General features: G+C 46.8%; 20 protein-coding genes and 1 other RNA gene. 5 read left to right on the top strand and 16 right to left on the bottom strand.

Features of this window, described 5'->3' with window-relative positions; genetic code table 11:
* From fliD to Q0314_RS01745, 4 genes are all read left to right on the top strand, one after another.
* Positions 1-1552 (top strand): flagellar filament capping protein FliD (gene fliD / locus Q0314_RS01760; RefSeq protein WP_298055852.1); only part of this gene is annotated, 1552 nt, incomplete at its 5' end.
* 10 nt (positions 1553-1562) lie between these two features.
* Positions 1563-1955 (top strand): flagellar export chaperone FliS, encoded by a 393-nt coding sequence (fliS, locus tag Q0314_RS01755; RefSeq protein ID WP_298055850.1) that lies wholly within the window; start codon positions 1563-1565, stop codon positions 1953-1955.
* On the top strand, positions 1942-2160 hold the full coding sequence (locus Q0314_RS01750) for a hypothetical protein (protein WP_298055848.1): 219 nt from the start codon (positions 1942-1944) through the stop codon (positions 2158-2160). Before fliS ends, Q0314_RS01750 begins: the two co-directional genes overlap by 14 nt.
* A 71-nt stretch (positions 2161-2231) precedes the next feature.
* Positions 2232-2648, top strand: coding sequence for a hypothetical protein (locus Q0314_RS01745; protein ID WP_298055846.1), 417 nt, complete (start codon positions 2232-2234; stop codon positions 2646-2648).
* Positions 2649-2863: 215 nt separating this feature from the next.
* Here Q0314_RS01745 and rnpB read toward each other — a convergent pair.
* The 6 genes from rnpB to Q0314_RS01715 form a co-directional block, all read right to left on the bottom strand.
* An RNA gene (rnpB, locus tag Q0314_RS01740) (RNase P RNA component class A) lies at positions 2864-3189 on the bottom strand.
* Between the two features lie 39 nt (positions 3190-3228).
* Complete coding sequence (locus Q0314_RS01735) at positions 3229-3834, bottom strand: hypothetical protein (protein ID WP_298055844.1); 606 nt, start codon at positions 3832-3834, stop codon at positions 3229-3231.
* Between the two features lie 59 nt (positions 3835-3893).
* Complete coding sequence (locus tag Q0314_RS01730) at positions 3894-4103, bottom strand: alkylphosphonate utilization protein (protein WP_298055855.1); 210 nt, start codon at positions 4101-4103, stop codon at positions 3894-3896.
* A gap of 235 nt (positions 4104-4338) precedes the next feature.
* Positions 4339-4461 carry a hypothetical protein gene (locus Q0314_RS01725; RefSeq protein ID WP_298055843.1) on the bottom strand — a complete coding sequence of 41 codons (123 nt, stop codon included), beginning with the start codon at positions 4459-4461 and terminating at the stop codon, positions 4339-4341.
* An 18-nt stretch (positions 4462-4479) separates the two neighbouring features.
* Positions 4480-4683: a hypothetical protein gene (locus tag Q0314_RS01720; RefSeq protein ID WP_298055840.1), complete on the bottom strand. Its 204-nt coding sequence runs from the start codon at positions 4681-4683 to the stop codon at positions 4480-4482.
* 194 nt (positions 4684-4877) lie between these two features.
* Positions 4878-5045 carry a hypothetical protein gene (locus Q0314_RS01715; RefSeq protein WP_298055837.1) on the bottom strand — a complete coding sequence of 56 codons (168 nt, stop codon included), beginning with the start codon at positions 5043-5045 and terminating at the stop codon, positions 4878-4880.
* A 54-nt stretch (positions 5046-5099) separates the two neighbouring features.
* On the opposite strand from Q0314_RS01715, the gene Q0314_RS01710 reads away from it, so the two are divergent.
* Positions 5100-5267: a hypothetical protein gene (locus tag Q0314_RS01710; protein ID WP_298055834.1), complete on the top strand. Its 168-nt coding sequence runs from the start codon at positions 5100-5102 to the stop codon at positions 5265-5267.
* On the opposite strand, the gene Q0314_RS01705 is transcribed toward Q0314_RS01710, so the two are convergent.
* The 10 genes from Q0314_RS01705 to Q0314_RS01660 form a co-directional block, all read right to left on the bottom strand.
* Positions 5241-6359 carry a M20/M25/M40 family metallo-hydrolase gene (locus Q0314_RS01705; RefSeq protein WP_298055830.1) on the bottom strand — a complete coding sequence of 373 codons (1119 nt, stop codon included), beginning with the start codon at positions 6357-6359 and terminating at the stop codon, positions 5241-5243. The two genes, Q0314_RS01710 and Q0314_RS01705, sit on opposite strands and share 27 nt — an antisense overlap.
* Before the next feature lie 11 nt (positions 6360-6370).
* The gene (locus tag Q0314_RS01700; RefSeq protein WP_002950687.1) at positions 6371-6835 is read right to left on the bottom strand and encodes a YjiG family protein; all 465 of its coding nucleotides are present in this window, start codon (positions 6833-6835) and stop codon (positions 6371-6373) included.
* On the bottom strand, positions 6832-7470 hold the full coding sequence (locus tag Q0314_RS01695; RefSeq protein WP_002950689.1) for a nucleoside recognition domain-containing protein: 639 nt from the start codon (positions 7468-7470) through the stop codon (positions 6832-6834). The genes Q0314_RS01700 and Q0314_RS01695 overlap by 4 nt, the downstream gene beginning before the upstream one ends.
* 523 nt (positions 7471-7993) lie before the next feature.
* Positions 7994-9118 carry a tRNA pseudouridine(13) synthase TruD gene (gene truD / locus Q0314_RS01690; protein WP_298055826.1) on the bottom strand — a complete coding sequence of 375 codons (1125 nt, stop codon included), beginning with the start codon at positions 9116-9118 and terminating at the stop codon, positions 7994-7996.
* On the bottom strand, positions 9096-9929 hold the full coding sequence (locus Q0314_RS01685) for a thiamine-phosphate kinase (protein WP_298055824.1): 834 nt from the start codon (positions 9927-9929) through the stop codon (positions 9096-9098). Before Q0314_RS01685 ends, truD begins: the two co-directional genes overlap by 23 nt.
* A 102-nt stretch (positions 9930-10031) precedes the next feature.
* On the bottom strand, positions 10032-11840 hold the full coding sequence (locus Q0314_RS01680; protein ID WP_298055822.1) for a menaquinone biosynthesis decarboxylase: 1809 nt from the start codon (positions 11838-11840) through the stop codon (positions 10032-10034).
* A 280-nt stretch (positions 11841-12120) separates the two neighbouring features.
* Positions 12121-12843, bottom strand: a complete 723-nt coding sequence (locus Q0314_RS01675; RefSeq protein WP_298055819.1) for a hypothetical protein — start codon at positions 12841-12843, stop codon at positions 12121-12123.
* A complete protein-coding gene (hemC, locus tag Q0314_RS01670) occupies positions 12840-13775 on the bottom strand; it encodes a hydroxymethylbilane synthase (protein ID WP_298055817.1) in 936 nt (311 codons plus the stop codon). Before hemC ends, Q0314_RS01675 begins: the two co-directional genes overlap by 4 nt.
* Complete coding sequence (locus Q0314_RS01665) at positions 13763-14200, bottom strand: FxsA family protein (RefSeq protein WP_298055815.1); 438 nt, start codon at positions 14198-14200, stop codon at positions 13763-13765. The genes hemC and Q0314_RS01665 overlap by 13 nt, the downstream gene beginning before the upstream one ends.
* The coding region (locus Q0314_RS01660) for a proline--tRNA ligase (protein WP_298055813.1) at positions 14197-15860 on the bottom strand (1664 nt) is incomplete at its 5' end. The genes Q0314_RS01660 and Q0314_RS01665, both read right to left, overlap by 4 nt.

Below are 15860 nucleotides of genomic sequence, written 5' to 3'. Positions count from 1 at the left end.
CTCCTCGGTTTCAACCCTAGCAGACGATAGCTCGTATCAAAAAAGAACCACCACCGCAGACGGTAAAAGCGCGGAGGTGACCGCAAGTGCGGGCGTGGCGGTACAAGATATCGAAATAGACGTAAGGCAGCTAGCCAAAAAAGACGTTTATCAAAGCACCAAATTTGCCACCTCAAGCTCATTTATCGGCAAAAATGGGACGTTTGGCATAAAAGTCGGAGGCACGACGCATAAGATAGAAGTAAGAAGCTCTACTACGCTTGAAGAGCTAGCCGATAAGATCAACGAGGTCACAAACGGCGCCGTTTCGGCAAAAGCGATGAAAGTGGGCGGCGAAGATCCGTATCAGCTCATCTTACAGTCCAAAGAAACCGGCGCAGAAAATAAAGTAGAGATAACAAATGTCGATAGTGACGGCACGGCCCTAACCGGCGCGGACGACGTTTTGCAAAAATTAGGCTGGGATAGCGCAAATATCGCAAACAACAAAATCTCAACCGCACAAGACGCCGAGTTCGTCTACAACGGCATTACGATAAAACGAAGCGGCAACGAGGTAAAAGATCTAAATTTAGGAATGACGATAAAACTAAAAGATACTGGTAAGACGACTTTTAGCGTCAAAGAGGACACGAGCGCGATAAAAGAGAGCATGCAAAGCATGGTAACGGCGTATAATAATCTCGTAAACAACCTAAAAGTCGCTACCGATTATGATTCGGACACTAAAAAATCGGGCACTTTCCAGGGCGTAAGCGAGATAAATACGATAAAATCGACGCTAAATAAAATTTTATTCGGCAATCAGACCTACACGAAAGATAACGTAACAAAGACGGCAAATTTAGCCGACTACGGTCTAAGCCTAAACAAAGAAGGCCTGCTAGAGCTAGATAGCTCAAAACTCGGCAAAAAACTAGATGAGGATTTGCAAAGCGTCCAAAAAATATTTGCCGGCGGCACTACCTACGGCACGGCTCAAGTTCTTAGCTCAAAACCGGTAGACAGCGGCGCACTCACTATCGGTGGCGATGATCTAGTGATAAACGGCAAAAAGATAAATTTAGCCGCTACGCCTGCGTCAAATTCGGCAAAAGAAAACGCGCTAGCGCTGCTAAAAGCCATAAACGACGCCGGAATATCGGGCGTACAAGCGACGCTAACCGCAAACGAAGACGGCATAATGCTAAAAACGACAAACGGCACCGCCATAGATATAAAAGGCTCTGCCGCGGCGCTAAATGCGGTTGGCTTTAGCGAATCGACCGTGACGCCGAAAAACACGACCGTAAATGGGATATTTTCGTCAACCAAAAAGGCGATAGACGGGCTAATCAACTCAAAAAACGGCTCTTTAACCAAGTATGCCCAAAGCCTAGTAGACGAGAAAAAGTCGCTGGACTCGGAAAAAGAAAAAACGCAAAAGTCGCTCGATGCAAAATACGCCACGATGGAAGAGCGATTTTTGGCATACGACAAGATCATCAGCAAGCTAAATAGCGAATTTTCGTCGCTAAAATCGATGATCGAAGCCGAATATAATAAAAAATAAAGGTAAATTTATGCAATACAACACTGCACACGCGGCGTATTCGCAAAACGCAGTAGGCGGCATCGAGTCGCCTACTAAGCTCATCGAGATGCTTTACGAGGGCGTTTTGAGATTTATTTTTAGAGCTAGAAAAGCGATGCAAGATAACGACGTGGAGAAAAAAGTATATTTTATAAACCGCACGAACGCTATCTTTATCGAGCTTCTAAACTCGCTAGATTACAACCAAGGTAGCATCGCACACTATCTAAGCGGACTTTATACGAGGCAGATCCAACTGCTGTCGATGGCAAATATAAACAACGACGAGCAGAGCCTAAACGAGGTCGTGAGCGTAACCAAACAGCTACTTGAAGCATGGAAAGAGACGACTGGCGCGGGGCAAGCCGATGTGGCTGGATGAGCTAAAAATAGCCGTCGCTAGCAATGACGCGGAGACTATCGCGGCACTAGCGGACGAGACTCCTAGTAAATTTGACAGCCTAGAGGATGCCCTGCAAGCTCAGGAACTTCTGGGTGCAGCGATAAATTTGATACAAAAAAACAGAACCGAGCTCGGCAAAGAGCTAGAAAAACTAAAAAACGTAAAAAAATACATAGCGTCGTAAATAATTTCTCAAATTTACGGCGCTTTTATCTCAAATTCCCTTCTAAAATTTACCCAACAAAGGCAAAAAATATGACGAAAAACGCTATAAAGGACGCTTTAAAAAATAGACTCGGTGCGGATATAGCGGGCGACTTTAGAGTGCTAAAGGAGCATGAATTAGCCAAATTTAACAATGAAACGAAATTTGTTTTTGAGGGCGAGAGCGAGATAGTGCGCGAGTTTTATATCTTTGCAGATACCGGCGTAGGCGATCTTTGGCTTGTCTGTTTAGATGACGGCAAGGTTGCTTTTTACGATCATGACGCGGGTTATCTTTGCACGTCAAATTTGGTTAAATTTGATCTGGATATAGCAGGCTGGCTTGAGATCGCCGAGCTATTTGGAAAATTTGAGACCATAGACGAACCGAGCGACGAACAAAAATCTAAATTTAAGCTAGCCGTTAATGCTATGTGCCCGCAAATTTTAGAAATTTGGGATATTTAAAATCAAATAGGACGCGTCTTGCGCAGTTTCAAATTTAAACCCTATCCGCAGCCGTCAAATTTAAAACCGATTCCACCTCGTAAAATTTGACCAAATTTTACTCTGCCGCACGGTCGCCGCAAACCTCAGCTTAAATTTGCAAAACGCGCCGTTAAGATAGCGGTTTGTCGCAGTAAAAACACATAAATTTAAAAACTTGATGAAATAAAAGTAGTAAAAAAGGCATGGCGATAAGCCGAGTTCTGTCGTGAGTGATTATTTATCTACTCCAAATTTTACAATTTGGCTCTAGCGAAGGGTTTGACATAAGACTCAAAACCATCCCTTCTTGCTGCGAGTTGGGTTTATATAGCCGCCGCGCTTGCACGCCGCGCTGGTGGGCTCTTACCCCGCCGTTTCACCTTTACCGCCGAAGCGGCAGTTTGCTTTCTGTTACACTGTCCCTTGGGTCGCCCCAGCCATCCGTTAGATGGAACTCCGTCTTATTGCAGCTCGGACTTTCCTCTTTTGCATACGCAAAAGCAATCACTTGCCATACCTTGAGCGAGATTATAGCTTTTTGGGGTTTAAGGATAGCTTTTTAACGCACGCTATAATACCCTAAAGTATTTATTTGAATCATATTAAACTCGGGATATAAAATCACCTCATGATCATATTTTATTGGCTGCCCCCACGGTATATGATCCTCTTTGTGCCATATCTGTCTTTTATCATTCATTAATACGGTTAGGTTTAAATTTTCAGTCGAACCGTAAATCAAATACTCCCGACTGCCGGCATAGTGATAAAACGGTGCTGCCCACGATAATTTCAATTCATGTAAATTTTTAGTTTGCGCTACACAGTCAGACTTGGAAACAAGCTCATAGCCATCTAGCGTCATCGTTTGTTGCGTTGCAGTAAAAGGCTTATCCGCTTTTATAAAATGCGTATAACAGATACAAGTCTGCCATTTATTAAAACAAACACCATCAGGAACCTTCTTGCGATATATCAGTAGAGTTTCGCCTTCTAAACCCGTCAATGCTTTAAATTTAATCAAATCTCGATCTTTAACGTACGGAAATTTAAACAACGGCGAAATTTGAATAGCTAAATACACTATCAATAAGAAAAACAGTACAACAACTATAAAAAACGCCGCTATCTTAACAACTCTGCTTAATATTTTTAATATATACATATCCGTCTTTAATAAACTCTTTGCACGCCGCCAGTGCATAATCACCGCGCAAATTTAAACTAGGCCTTCTTTAAAAACTCCGTCTTTAGCACGATGACGCCCATTTTATCGATCTTGCCTTCGATTTCTTTGTCGTCGTCCGTGATTTTTATATTTTTCACCATGGTTCCGCGCTTTAGCGTCGCGCCAGCGCCTTTTACTTTTAGATCTTTGATCAGAGTTACGTTATCTCCCGCGTTTAGTTCGGTTCCGTTTGCGTCTTTTGGCATATTTTCTCCTTTAAATTTAGCGCTCATTTTACTAAAAAATAAGCAAAAAGCAAAATCTAAGCCGCTAAATTTAAAAAACGAGTTATTGGCGTCAAATTTGTCGCCGTCAAATAAGCTCAAATTTGACGAAACCAAGTCCGCCAAAATTCCCGTAAACGCGACGAAATCAAAGACTGCGCCAATAAAATTCGGCTTCAAATTTATTCCTCTGTGCAGTCTTTTGCTTTAGATGACCTTACTGGCCCATCTGCTGAAGTCCGGCGCAGCCGATATTATCTCCGCCGTCGCACGCCTTTTTATATAAAGCGCGCGCCTTTTCTTCGTCTTTGCGGTCATATGAGTCGTTTTGATATATCATCGCTAGGTCCCTGCAAGCTCACGGGAGCGTCTGACACGCTTGATATAGTATCTCCGCCGCAGCACCTAGGTTGCCCATATCTCTAGCCATGACGCCTATTCGTGCGCACGCGGATGCGTTATTGGCATTACAAGCTTTTAAGAAAAACTGAGCGGCAGTACCCTGATCCTGCTGGACGCCGTAACCTCTCACGTATGCCAGACCCGCCTCCTCGCAAAGCACTGCACTGCCTAGTTCGCAGCCCTTTGACGATGCTTTAAATTTCTCGCTGTGGCGGTTTTCTTGATAAAGACCAAAAGCCTTTTTGCACTGCTCGGTGCTACCCTATTGGCACTCTTTTGCGGCAGTTACCAGCTCTTCGCTATCCTTTGGTCTTTCAGGCGCTTTTAGTACCCTTCTAGGCTTTACCTCCCTGCCTAGTCGTTGCCGCCCTCGTAGCAAGCAGATTTAAAAAGCGCCGTCGCGCTTGCGTAATCGCCTTGCGCCTTAGCTTTTAACGCTTCGCCGTAGTCAGCAGACGGATTTGCCTGAGCAAAAGCAACCAAAATGCCGATCGTCGCAGCACTCAAAAGTAGCTTTTTCATAGCGCCTCCTTTAAATAGATTTATAATGAAACTATAGTACGAAAGGATATGGGAGTGTTAAAATTGGCAGTTTTTATTTTAAATTTTATGGTGAAATTTGTGGCTAAATTTGGACTAAATTTAGCCACAAAACAAGGCTTTAAAATTTTAAAATTTAAGGCAAAAGGAATCAGATTTGACCCTTTTGCCTTAAATTTAAACAAGCTTTTTGATGACGTCTAGCACGAGATTGCACTTTGGCACGACGGAGCTAGCGTCCATATACTCATTTTTGGTGTGCATATTTCCGCCCGTAGGCCCTAGTCCGTCAATCGTCGGGCAGCCAGCCGAGGCCGTTATATTGCCGTCGCTTAGACCGCCGGCGTCCACCCAGCTCACCTTTGCGCCCGTTTCTTTGGCGACCTCGTCAAAGACCGCTTTGATCCTCGGCAAATTTTGCTCGTCTATCATCGGCGCTTCTTCGTTGATTAGCGTCTTTTTGTGAGTTACGCCGTTTATAAACGGTTTGCTTAGGATTTCATCCAACTTTTTGTTAAAAAACTCGACCGAGGAGGCAAATTTATACCTCATCTCGCAGGTCACGCTGGCAAACTCGGGCACTACGTTGTGCGCGGTGCCGCCGTTTGTGATGATGGAGTTAAAGGTATGTCCCGCCGCAAAATCAGTCAGCTTTGATAGCTCGACTACAAAATTTGCCGCCTCGACGAGCGCCGAGCGACCGAGCTCGGGATGATTGCCCGCATGCGCGCCCACGCCGTGAAAATCTATCACGTAGGTCATTACGCCTTTTCTAGTCGCCACCATCGAGCCGTCCTCGCGAGCAGGCTCCATCACGAGGCAAAATTTGGACTTTCTCGCGTATTCGCGGATCTTTTCTTTGGTGAAATTTGACCCCGTCTCCTCGTGCGAGTTTAGAAACAAAGCGACGTTGATTTTACTAAGATCAAGCTCCTTGATGACGTAGAGCGATAGTAGCGCGCCGCCCTTATCGTCGATGACGCCTAGCGCATTTACCCTGCCCTCGTTCTGAGTAAAAGGGGTGTTTTGCACCGAACCAACGGGAAAAACCGTATCCATATGCGCAACGAAAAGCACGTCGAATTTCGCAGCGTTCGGATTATTTGAGATAAGTAGGCAGTCAGCGACCTTATCGGTGCCAAGCACGACCTTTTCGTGCTTTAGGCCGAGCTTATCAGCTTTATTTATAAACCACTTTGCGACGCTATTTACACCCTCTATGCTAGACGTCGGACTCTCGATATCGGTTAGCTCCTTTAGCTCGGCTAGATATTGTTTCAGCTCCTCTTGTTTCATGGACTATCCTTTTATACGATGAGACTCATTACAAACATAGCCAGATAGGCGTTTAGGATACATATGCCAAACAGCACCAAGTAGTGCTTGCCCGGGATGCCCAGCACGCCTAGCACGCGACCCATATACTGCACCGTAGAGCCTACTAGCGCCATGCCTGGGATCAGTACTGCGATATCGGGAGCCGTTAGAGTGCCGCCCTGAACCAGCGCCACTAGCACGCCAGCAGACCCTCCCCAGCTAAGAAACGCCGCCATGATAACCGCTATCGACTCGCCCGGAAGCCCAAGCGGCAGCATAACAAAGCCAAGATACTTGCCTATGATATCAAGTGCGCCAGAGACCTTTAGGATGTGTATGATAACAAAAGCCATAAGGACGTTTGGGATAGTGTTGTGAACGGCGATATCCCAGCCCTTTCTAGCGCCTTCTACGAAAACGTCGGTTAATAATTTATTATTAGCTTGCTCGCTCATACTTCAGTCTCCCCGTCTTTTACGAATTTTTTGACGTAAAGTCTCATCAAATTTGCCCCAAATACCTTAAACACCAAAATAATTCCCAAGCCCGCCGCGATAGATATAGGCGCTAGGGCTCCATTTTTGTCCGCAACCAAAAGTAACGGAGCGAAAGATGCTAGGAAATTTGTGATCATCGCGCCCGCGCTAAACTGAAATGCGGCAAATATCAAAAGCTCTTTGTGCGTGATCTTGCCGTCTTGGCGTAAAAATTTAGCCGTAGAGCTACCTGCGTCGGTGCTTTGTGTACTAGCTATGAGCGAGATCGAGCAACATCCTGGGATACCGATGAGAGGCTTTAGCACGGGAGTTAGCCAGCGCGAAGCCGCGTAAAGCGCGTAATATCTCTCAAATATCGCTACAAACCCAAGGGCTAGCATGATCGCAGGAACCAAGCTAAGCGCAAATATAAAACCACCCTTTGCGCTTGTGCCGCCTGCGGTCTTAAACCACTCCGGAAACTGTCCGGTTAGCTTGCCGAAATCAAAAATGCCGCCTGCGACATCCTTTAAGAAACCGCCGAAAAAGACGATAGCTAGGATCAAGGCAACGGTGCCGATCGCTAGCTTTTTGCCGTCGTTTGCCTCTTGCATAAAGCCTCCTTAAAAATAAAGTAAATACATAGGTAATATACAGTCGCGAAGCTTAGGAATGAGTAAAAAGCAGATTAAGATAATGAATAATATTTAGTTCTTTTAGTTAATGTTACTTTTAGATACTTTGATTTAAAAACAATCAAATTTAATAAAAATAATCATAAATTTGCAGCTTTAGCAATACGAACCCAAGGCTTGAAGCGATTTGTTTAAAACAGCGATAGTGTTAAAATTTGACGACGATAAAGCAAGCGGCTTAACTAGTAAATTTAAAGTAGAAATTTGCAAATTTAGCGCAATATAACGCCAAATTTTAACATAGAAAGTCAAGGCAAATATCGCGAGATGATTTATGTTTTCTACATCGCTAGGCTCGTAGCCAAATGGAATAAGTAAATTTCGTCCCAAGCTAAGGCATATAGCCTATCGCAGGGCGAAATTTACGTTCTGCTTGCAGTTTGCGAGCAAAGCGGAGCAAAAATCATTTAAAAGAGCGAGAGACGAACCGCTTTATTTCAGATTATTCAAAGATATTTTTGTGCAAGATTTCCTCCAGCACCACCGTCGCGTAGCTTCCTTTTTGCAGCGTGAAATTTATCGTAAAATGAGCCTTTTCCTCGTTGTATTTGTAACCGGCATCCTCTAGATAACACCACGCAAAGCGCCTTGAACCCGTCATTTTGGCTTTAAATTCATTCGCCTGCGCGAAAATTTGATCCTCTACTGCCTTCGCTGCGCCCTGCGCCCCATACGCCTTAGCGCCTGCTATCAGCCCGCAGCTGGTGATATCTCTCGCGTCAAAGCGCGCGCCCTCCGCGTCCAAATCCTCGCACAAAAAGCACTTGCCGTGCGGATAGTGCCCCAAAACTTCGCCCTCAATAAGCTTAAAAAATCTCTTTTGCGATTTTAAATTTTTCAAATTTTCGCCGCCCAGATACGGGTAAATTTGAGCTAGCTCGCCTAGACTAAAATCCTGTGCAAATCTCGAAATCTCAACGCGTTTGCTAAGCCAGCGGTTAAAAAGATCGCTTTGAAAAGCCGAGATCAAAAAGTCGTTTAGCTTTGGATTTTTGCTCTTTTTGCCGTTTACGGTGCCAGATTTTAGCAGCTCCAGCCCACTTTGCGCATTGTCGCCGTATTTGCCAAAGCGCTGATAGCCAAAGTAGTTAGCATATCCTGCCTCATCTATGTTTCGCACAGCTTGCTCGAGTTTAGCAGCTTCGCTAGGCATCACTTTTTTTAGGCGGATAAAAAAACTATTGCCTTTTAGGTGCCCGATGCGAAGCTTATTGTCGTGCGCGGCGAGGCTTAAAATTTTCATCTTTTCGTGGCTAAAATTTGCAAGTGCGGCCTCAAATTTACGCGGCATCGAGATAAACTGCGTCGTCATGCCCTGCTTGTCTTTTAGTCCCGCGTAGCCGAAATCTCGCATCTTTACGCCGCTAACCTCGCTTAGAACGTGCAAGGCTTCTTGCGTCGTCATATCTTTTTTGCAAATTTCAACGATGAGGTGCTCGCCCTGCCCGCTAAATGCGTAAAGCGGGATCTCGCGCACCACGAAATCGTCCGAGTTTTTACTAAAATACGCGTTGATGGGCGCGTGAGTGAGCGCGTAAAGAGGCTTAAAAATGGTGGTTTCTTGCATTGCTTTTAAATTTTCCTTTCGTGATTTTGGCAAAGATCGTGATTTTCGTGCGGGTTTTGCGAGCGAGGCTTAAGATTTTGGCGCGGTTTTTCGGACTAAACGTAAATAAAATCTCGTATTCCTCGCCGCTATTTAGCTCCTGTTTGCTTAGCCGCTTGCTAAATTTTACCCCGCAGCGACTCTGCGCGCAAAGCTTGGCTAGATCAGTGCAAAGCCCGTCTGAGACGTCCATGGCGGCGTTTATCTTATCTGCCGCGGCGTAGAAAAATTTATCTTTTAAAATAGGCCTTTTAAAGCGCGAATTTGACGCGACCCGCCCGCCGTTTAGAAGCGTCCTAAGCCCCTTTAGGCTCTGACCTAGCTCGCCCGTAAAAGCGACTAGATCGCCATTTTTCGCGCCGCTTCGCAAAACCGCCTTGCCTCGGAGGCGCGAGATAATCGTGATGCTAAGTAAAATTTTATCGCTACCGATCGTGTCGCCGCCGATGATAGTTATGTCGTATTCATTGCAAACGTCCGCAAATCCTTTACGCAAAGCCGATATCTGCGCCGCGCTTGTTTTTTTTGGTAGCCCAAGCCCCAAAAGCACAAATTTAGGCTCGGCGTTCATCGCGACGACGTCGGAGAGATTTATCAGCATGGCCTTGCGCGCGATCTCCTCCATACTAAGCCAGCCTGCTAGGAAGTGCGCCCCCTCGCAAAAAAGGTCCTTACTATACACCCACTCTCCGCGCTCATGCGATACGACGGCGCCGTCGTCGCCGATGAAGGAGTTGCTAAATTTATCGATTATTAGGCGTTCTTTATCCATTTTGCGATTTTATAAAATTCGGGCTAAAAAGGCGCTTGAAAAACGAATTTATTTAAGCGGCTCGGCAAATTTAGCCACTTTTAAATTTACCGAGTTTAAAATCTATCCGAAAATCTCAAATTTACTAAACAGCTCGGGCTCGTCTTTTACTATGCCGCGCTTAACGAGATCAGCCACGACTTCGCGGTCGCAGTCGGTTTGCAGCGGCCAGCCGCGAGTATAGCCCTCGGCCTCGCCTTTTGCGGTGGCGTCGATACAGACCGCGCCCTCACGCACGTAGATATCACGCAATGCGTCAATGTTGTTCGTCACGCGCCAAAGCAGCATATATGGATTTTCCAGGCGGTTTTTGGGACCGACGAAAACAAGTAGTTTAAAGTGCTCTTTAAATTTCAAAAGCTCATCAAAAACCTCTTTTACGAGGCGGTTTTTGTCAAATTTGACGACGCAAATCGGCGTTTTGGTATTTGTTTTAAACTGCACGAGCTGCGTTAAATTCGGCTCTACTTTTTTAAATTTAGCCAGCAGCGCGGCGTCATCCAAAAGCACGGGCGCAGGTGTAGAAAAGTCCTGCGTAGCGTCGATTCCAAGCTTACCGCCGAAGCACGAGTTCGGGCTCGCGTGATCGAGCTGATCGCACACGCCCTCGCTGATTAGCAGGCTTTTGTCGCCAAATCGGTTTAAAATATACTCCGCAAGCGCGTCATAATCGCTCAAATTTGGCGCATCCTCGCCGACGAAAACCGCGTGTTTGACAAAGCTCATCTGCCCTACGCCCCAAAATGCATGCATCGCCTGTTTTGCGTGCGCGGGATAAAGGGCGTTGATTTTAGCTAAGATCAGGTTGTGAAAGACGCCGTTTTCAGGCATATTGTAGTCCAGCAGCTCCGGCACCGTCGTGCGCAAAAGCGGCAGGAAAATGCGCTCGGTCGCCCAGCCCATGTACTTATCCTCAAGCGGCGGTTTGCCAACCACGGTCGCGTGAAACAGGGGCTCACGCTTGCTCGTGATCGCCGTAACCTCCATCACCGGAAATGGCTCCACCGGCGTATAAAAGCCCGTATGATCGCCAAACGGCCCCTCAAGCTCAAATTTATCCGTATCCACAAAGCCCTCGATCACGTAGTCTGCGTCGTGCGGGATGTGAATTTCATTCGTCAGCGACTTTACGAGTTTGGCCGGCTCTTTGCGGATAAAGCCGTAAAGAAGCAGCTCAAACACGCCCTTTGGTAGCGGCGCCTGACCGCACCAGATATATAGCGGATCGCCGCCGATAGCTACCGAAACTGGCATTTTTTTGCCCGCGCGCTTGTATTCGTTAAAGAAATTTGCGCCGTCTTTGTGGATCTGCCAGTGCATGCCGAGGCGATTTTTATCGTAAATTTGCAGTCGGTACATGCCGTCATTTTGCAGTTCGCCGCCCGGGCTCTGCGTATAAACCTGCCCCATCGTGATAAAGGCGCCGCCGTCAAGCGGCCACGTCTTTAGTGCTGGAAGGCTCAAAAGATCAACATCCTCGCCCGTAAATTTGACCTGCTGGCACTCGCCCTCGCCTTTTAATCTTTTTGTAAAAATTTTTCTCATTTCAAACAAATACGCGGCAAAATTTAGCTTTTCGCCAAAGCTTTTAGGTTTTTTAGGCTTTAAAAGCTTTTCGATCTCGCTTGCGATCTCGTCGGGATCGCGTCCGAAAATAAGCTCTAAAGCACGCTTTGAGCCGTAGATGTTTGTTAGCACTGGAGCAAATTTGCGTCCCGTTTTTTTGCAGATAGGGTTTGTAAAAAGCAGCGCCTGCGAGTTTTCGCGCTTGACCTCAATGTAGCTCGCGTGCGCGATCTCCAGATCGATATCCGCGGGCTCATCTATGACGCGCAGCAGGCCGTTATCTTTTAGAAGCTTGATATAGTCCATATTTTTCCTTAATAATTTATATCCAAACGAGCCGTTTTTGAAGCTAAAATTTTGGCCGCGTTTGAGTCAAATTCGCAAACATTTTGAGCCAAAAACACAACTTTAACTGCCGAAAAATTAGTAAAATCGTAAAAATATCGGTTTTGGCGGATATGCTAATTTAACGCCGACTTAGCAAAAATTAGATCTCTTACAACCTCTAACCAAAAGCGCATGGCGCTAAATTTGCAGCGTTAAGGCAAGCAAAAAGTGAAAACCGGCTAGGGTTGCCTCCATCGGTCTAAGTCGTCTTAAAAAGGTACCATTTTGAGTTTGGAGAGAGCCGTTCTAGCATTATAAACTCGCTCGGACTCATCTGCGGCAGATCGGGTTCATTTTCCACGCGCATAAAACCCACTACGTTATCCGTTACGCCGCCGATAATAAGCTCAAAAACTCCGCCGTCGTACGCCGCATGAGATAGATGTAATCGCTTTACGGCTTCGTTTGCCGCCGCTTCGTCCTTTTGATATAGCGCAAACAGCTCTTCAAATTTCGCCTCGTTTTCGCGTCCGAATTTTAGCAATGCATTATCGTTTGCTAAAATCAGCCTTAAATTTTCTATATCCCCGCCCATTGCTCTAAGTTGCGCCTTTTCCGCCTCGCTCGTAGTCTCATAGCCCCTTATCATCGCCTCTATGATACCAGTTTGAGCGAGAGATCTAAGCGCATAAATACCGTCTTCTTTAGCAAAAATGTATAGATCAAGGGATGTGCCGTTTTTAGAAACGAGCCAAACGCTAAATATCCCGCTAAATTCGCCACTCCGGCCGAGTTTGGCGACTTTGATTTCGTCAAATTTGTCGGGCGAGTAAAAATTATTTTTTAAGCGATCTCGCATCTCGCCTTTAAAATAGGCGTTTTTATCGAAATTTTTATCGGTAAAGAGCGAATAAATAAGTTCTAAATCTACCTGCGCAAAAAGCGCGGACGTCAAGAACGCTAAAATAAGCGCTTTTCTCATATATTCGCCATCTCCTCGGCGCGTTTTAGCAGCTCTTTTGCGCCCCTGCTAATAAATATCCGTCCAAGATCGGCGCCCACGCTCTTCCACTCGCTTTTTTGCGCGACGATATTTTCGCGTATACTCTCGCTACCGTCCGGTAGTCCCACGACCGCGCGTATCTCGATCTTGTCGCCGTTTAAATTTGCATTTACGCCGATAGGCACCTGGCAGCCGCCCTCTAGCATCGCGACGAAATCGCGCTCCACGGTCGTTTCGATGACGGCTTTTTCGTCTTTTAAAAACTCTATCAAATTTAAAATTTCAGCATCCTCTCTAGCCTCGATACCTAGCGCCCCCTGCCCCATCGCAGGCACCATCTGATCTAGCTCAAACGGCACGATATGCGCGACTTCGGAGCGTAAATTTAAGCGGTTCACGCCCGCCATCGCTAGGATAATGGCGTCAAATTCGCCCTCTTTTAGCTTGCGCAAACGAGTTTGGACGTTGCCTCGCAGCGAGATTATCTCAAGATCCGGACGCATCGCTAAAAGCTGCATTTTGCGGCGCAGGCTCGTCGTGCCCACGCATGCGCCCCCTGGCAGATCCTCAAATTTAGCGTATTTTTCGCTTAGCATCGCGTCTCTAACATCCTCGCGCGAGCAGATCGCGGCCAGCACCAGCCCCTCCGGAAATACGACGGGCACGTCTTTTAGGCTATGCACGGCGATGTGCGTTTCGCCGCTTAGCATGCTATCTTCCAGCTCTTTTGTAAATAGCCCCTTGCCTCCGATCTTTGCTAGCGGAGTGTCTAGGATCACGTCGCCTTTGGTTTTCATACCCGTTAGCTCGACCGCGATTTTCGGATGGCGGGCTAAAATTTTATCCCTGATATGCTCGCTTTGCCACATCGCCAGCACGCTTTTTCTCGTTGCGATTTTTAGTTTTTCCATATTTGCCTCTTTTCTTCTACGACTTCGACGTCGATGATCTCGCCGTCGTCGTGCGGTTTGCTCTGCCCGCTTTCAAATTTTTCGTAATAATATTCGCTCCCGCTCTTGCGTTCGCCGCCGTTTTTTAAATTTGCAAAAAATGCGACCGCTACGATCGCCGCGCCCAAAACGTCGGTGATAAGCCCCGGGATAAACATAAAAAAGCCCCCGATCGCCATACCTACGCTACTAAAGACGTCTGCGGGCTTAAAAAACGCGATGTTGCTCGTGAGCTGAAAAAATCCGACGCGAAACATAAAAAATAGCCCCAAAACGGCCGATGCGATGACCTCTAGGACTAAATTTAAAAATCCGTACGCGTGGATAAAAAAATACGCCGCTACGATCTCCAAAATGACGTAGGGCGTAAAAAAATGCTTTATCATAGGCTCTTTAGTCGCGCTAAAATTTCGCTCGCTTTGACGGTTTCTTTAGTTAGCCCGTCGCGCGTGACGAGTTCGACCGTGCCTTCTGCTAGCCCCTTGCCCACGATCACGGCATAAGGAAATCCCATCAGCTCAAATTCGCTCATTTTTACGCCAAAGCGCTCGTTTCTATCGTCAAGTAGCACCGAAACGCCAGCCGCGCGCAAGCTCTCGTAAAGCCCCTGCGCAAATTTAACGCCCTCTTCGTCTTTTAAATTTGAGACGATGATTTCAAATTTAAACGGAGCTAGGGTTTCGTTCCAGATTATGCCTTTTTCGTCGTGGCTAGCCTCGACGGCGACGGCGACCAGACGGCTAACGCCTATGCCGTAGCAGCCCATGATAAACGGTTTTGCTTTGCCGTTTTCGTCCAAAAACGTCGCACCCATCGGCTCAGAGTACTTAGTGCCTAGCTTAAATATATGTCCAACCTCGATACCTTTACTAACGCTTAAATTTCCGCCGCAACAAGGGCACTTATCGCCCGCTTTGACCGCGGTTAGGTCTTTGAAACGCTCAGCGTTAAAGCTGCTCACGCTAACGCCGACGAAGTGATAATCCCGCTCGTTTGCGCCGCAGATCATCTGCGATTCGCCTTCAAGCTCTTTATCGATGTAAAACTCCACGCCCTTTAGCCCGACCGGCCCGCAAAATCCGCCCACAAGCCCAGCTGCCGCGATCTCGGCTTCAGTCGCGTCCGCTAGCTCGAGCGCCGCGCACGCGTTTTGGGCTTTGACCTCTTGTAGTTCATCCTCGCCGCGCACGAAAAATACTACGATTTTCTCGCTCTTTTCGCCTTTGGCGTCAATAAAAATCGCCTTTTTTATCACCGCTTTTATACAGTAAAACTCATCGACTCTAAAAAACTCCGCCACGTCTTTGATGGTTTTGGCACTAGGCGTTAAAAATTTAGCCGCATCGGCCTCTGGTCTTTCGGCCTGTGTCGTTCGTTTTGCGCGGGTTGCGGCCTCTATGTTTGCGGCGTAGTCGCAGTTTTCGCAGACGATGATATCGTCTTCGCCGCTATTTGCTAGCACCATAAACTCTTTGCTTCCGCTGCCGCCTATCGCGCCGCTATCGGCTCTAACCGCGCGGAAATTTAACCCGAGGCGAGTAAAAATTTTGCTATAAGTTTTTTCCATCAGGTCAAATTCGCGGTCCAGATCCTCGGCGTTTGCGTGGAAGCTATATCCGTCCTTCATCAAAAACTCGCGCCCTCTAAGCAGCCCGAATCTCGGCCTTGCCTCATCTCTAAATTTGGTATTTATCTGATACAAATTTAGCGGCAGTTGCTTATAGGACGTTACCTTGCCTCGCACGAGCGCGACGACGCTCTCTTCGTTGGTCGGGCTTAGGACAAAGTCGTTTTCTTTGCGGTCCTTAAAGCGCAAAAGCTCCTTGCCGTAGACATCAAAACGTCCGCTCTCGCGCCAAAGATCGGCGGAGGTAACGAAGCTCATCGAGATCTCCTGCGCGCCCGCCTCGTCAAGCTCCTCTTTGACGATATTTTTTATATTTTCAAGCACACGTTTGCCAAGCGGTAAAAAGTTGTAAAGTCCGCTACCGACCTGCTCGGCGTAGCCCGCTCGGAGCAAAAATTTATGACTTGCCAGACTCGCGT

Origin of the sequence: uncultured Campylobacter sp., from assembly GCF_938040115.1 — a bacterium.
Classification (GTDB): domain Bacteria; phylum Campylobacterota; class Campylobacteria; order Campylobacterales; family Campylobacteraceae; genus Campylobacter_A.
This window is presented reverse-complemented; position numbering and strand designations above follow the sequence as displayed.

Bases quoted from the DNA above. Each gene is read 5' to 3' on its own strand.
- fliS (WP_298055850.1), top strand. From the start codon at position 1,563: ATGCAATACAACACTGCACACGCGGCGTATTCGCAAAACGCAGTAGGC.
- Q0314_RS01750 (WP_298055848.1), top strand. From the start codon at position 1,942: ATGTGGCTGGATGAGCTAAAAATAGCCGTCGCTAGCAATGACGCGGAG.
- Q0314_RS01745 (WP_298055846.1), top strand. From the start codon at position 2,232: ATGACGAAAAACGCTATAAAGGACGCTTTAAAAAATAGACTCGGTGCG.
- Q0314_RS01735 (WP_298055844.1), bottom strand. From the start codon at position 3,834: ATGTATATATTAAAAATATTAAGCAGAGTTGTTAAGATAGCGGCGTTT.
- Q0314_RS01730 (WP_298055855.1), bottom strand. From the start codon at position 4,103: ATGCCAAAAGACGCAAACGGAACCGAACTAAACGCGGGAGATAACGTA.
- Q0314_RS01725 (WP_298055843.1), bottom strand. From the start codon at position 4,461: ATGATATATCAAAACGACTCATATGACCGCAAAGACGAAGAAAAGGCG.
- Q0314_RS01715 (WP_298055837.1), bottom strand. From the start codon at position 5,045: ATGAAAAAGCTACTTTTGAGTGCTGCGACGATCGGCATTTTGGTTGCT.
- Q0314_RS01705 (WP_298055830.1), bottom strand. From the start codon at position 6,359: ATGAAACAAGAGGAGCTGAAACAATATCTAGCCGAGCTAAAGGAGCTA.
- Q0314_RS01700 (WP_002950687.1), bottom strand. From the start codon at position 6,835: ATGAGCGAGCAAGCTAATAATAAATTATTAACCGACGTTTTCGTAGAA.
- Q0314_RS01695 (WP_002950689.1), bottom strand. From the start codon at position 7,470: ATGCAAGAGGCAAACGACGGCAAAAAGCTAGCGATCGGCACCGTTGCC.
- truD (WP_298055826.1), bottom strand. From the start codon at position 9,118: ATGCAAGAAACCACCATTTTTAAGCCTCTTTACGCGCTCACTCACGCG.
- Q0314_RS01685 (WP_298055824.1), bottom strand. From the start codon at position 9,929: ATGGATAAAGAACGCCTAATAATCGATAAATTTAGCAACTCCTTCATC.
- Q0314_RS01680 (WP_298055822.1), bottom strand. From the start codon at position 11,840: ATGGACTATATCAAGCTTCTAAAAGATAACGGCCTGCTGCGCGTCATA.
- Q0314_RS01675 (WP_298055819.1), bottom strand. From the start codon at position 12,843: ATGAGAAAAGCGCTTATTTTAGCGTTCTTGACGTCCGCGCTTTTTGCG.
- hemC (WP_298055817.1), bottom strand. From the start codon at position 13,775: ATGGAAAAACTAAAAATCGCAACGAGAAAAAGCGTGCTGGCGATGTGG.
- Q0314_RS01665 (WP_298055815.1), bottom strand. From the start codon at position 14,200: ATGATAAAGCATTTTTTTACGCCCTACGTCATTTTGGAGATCGTAGCG.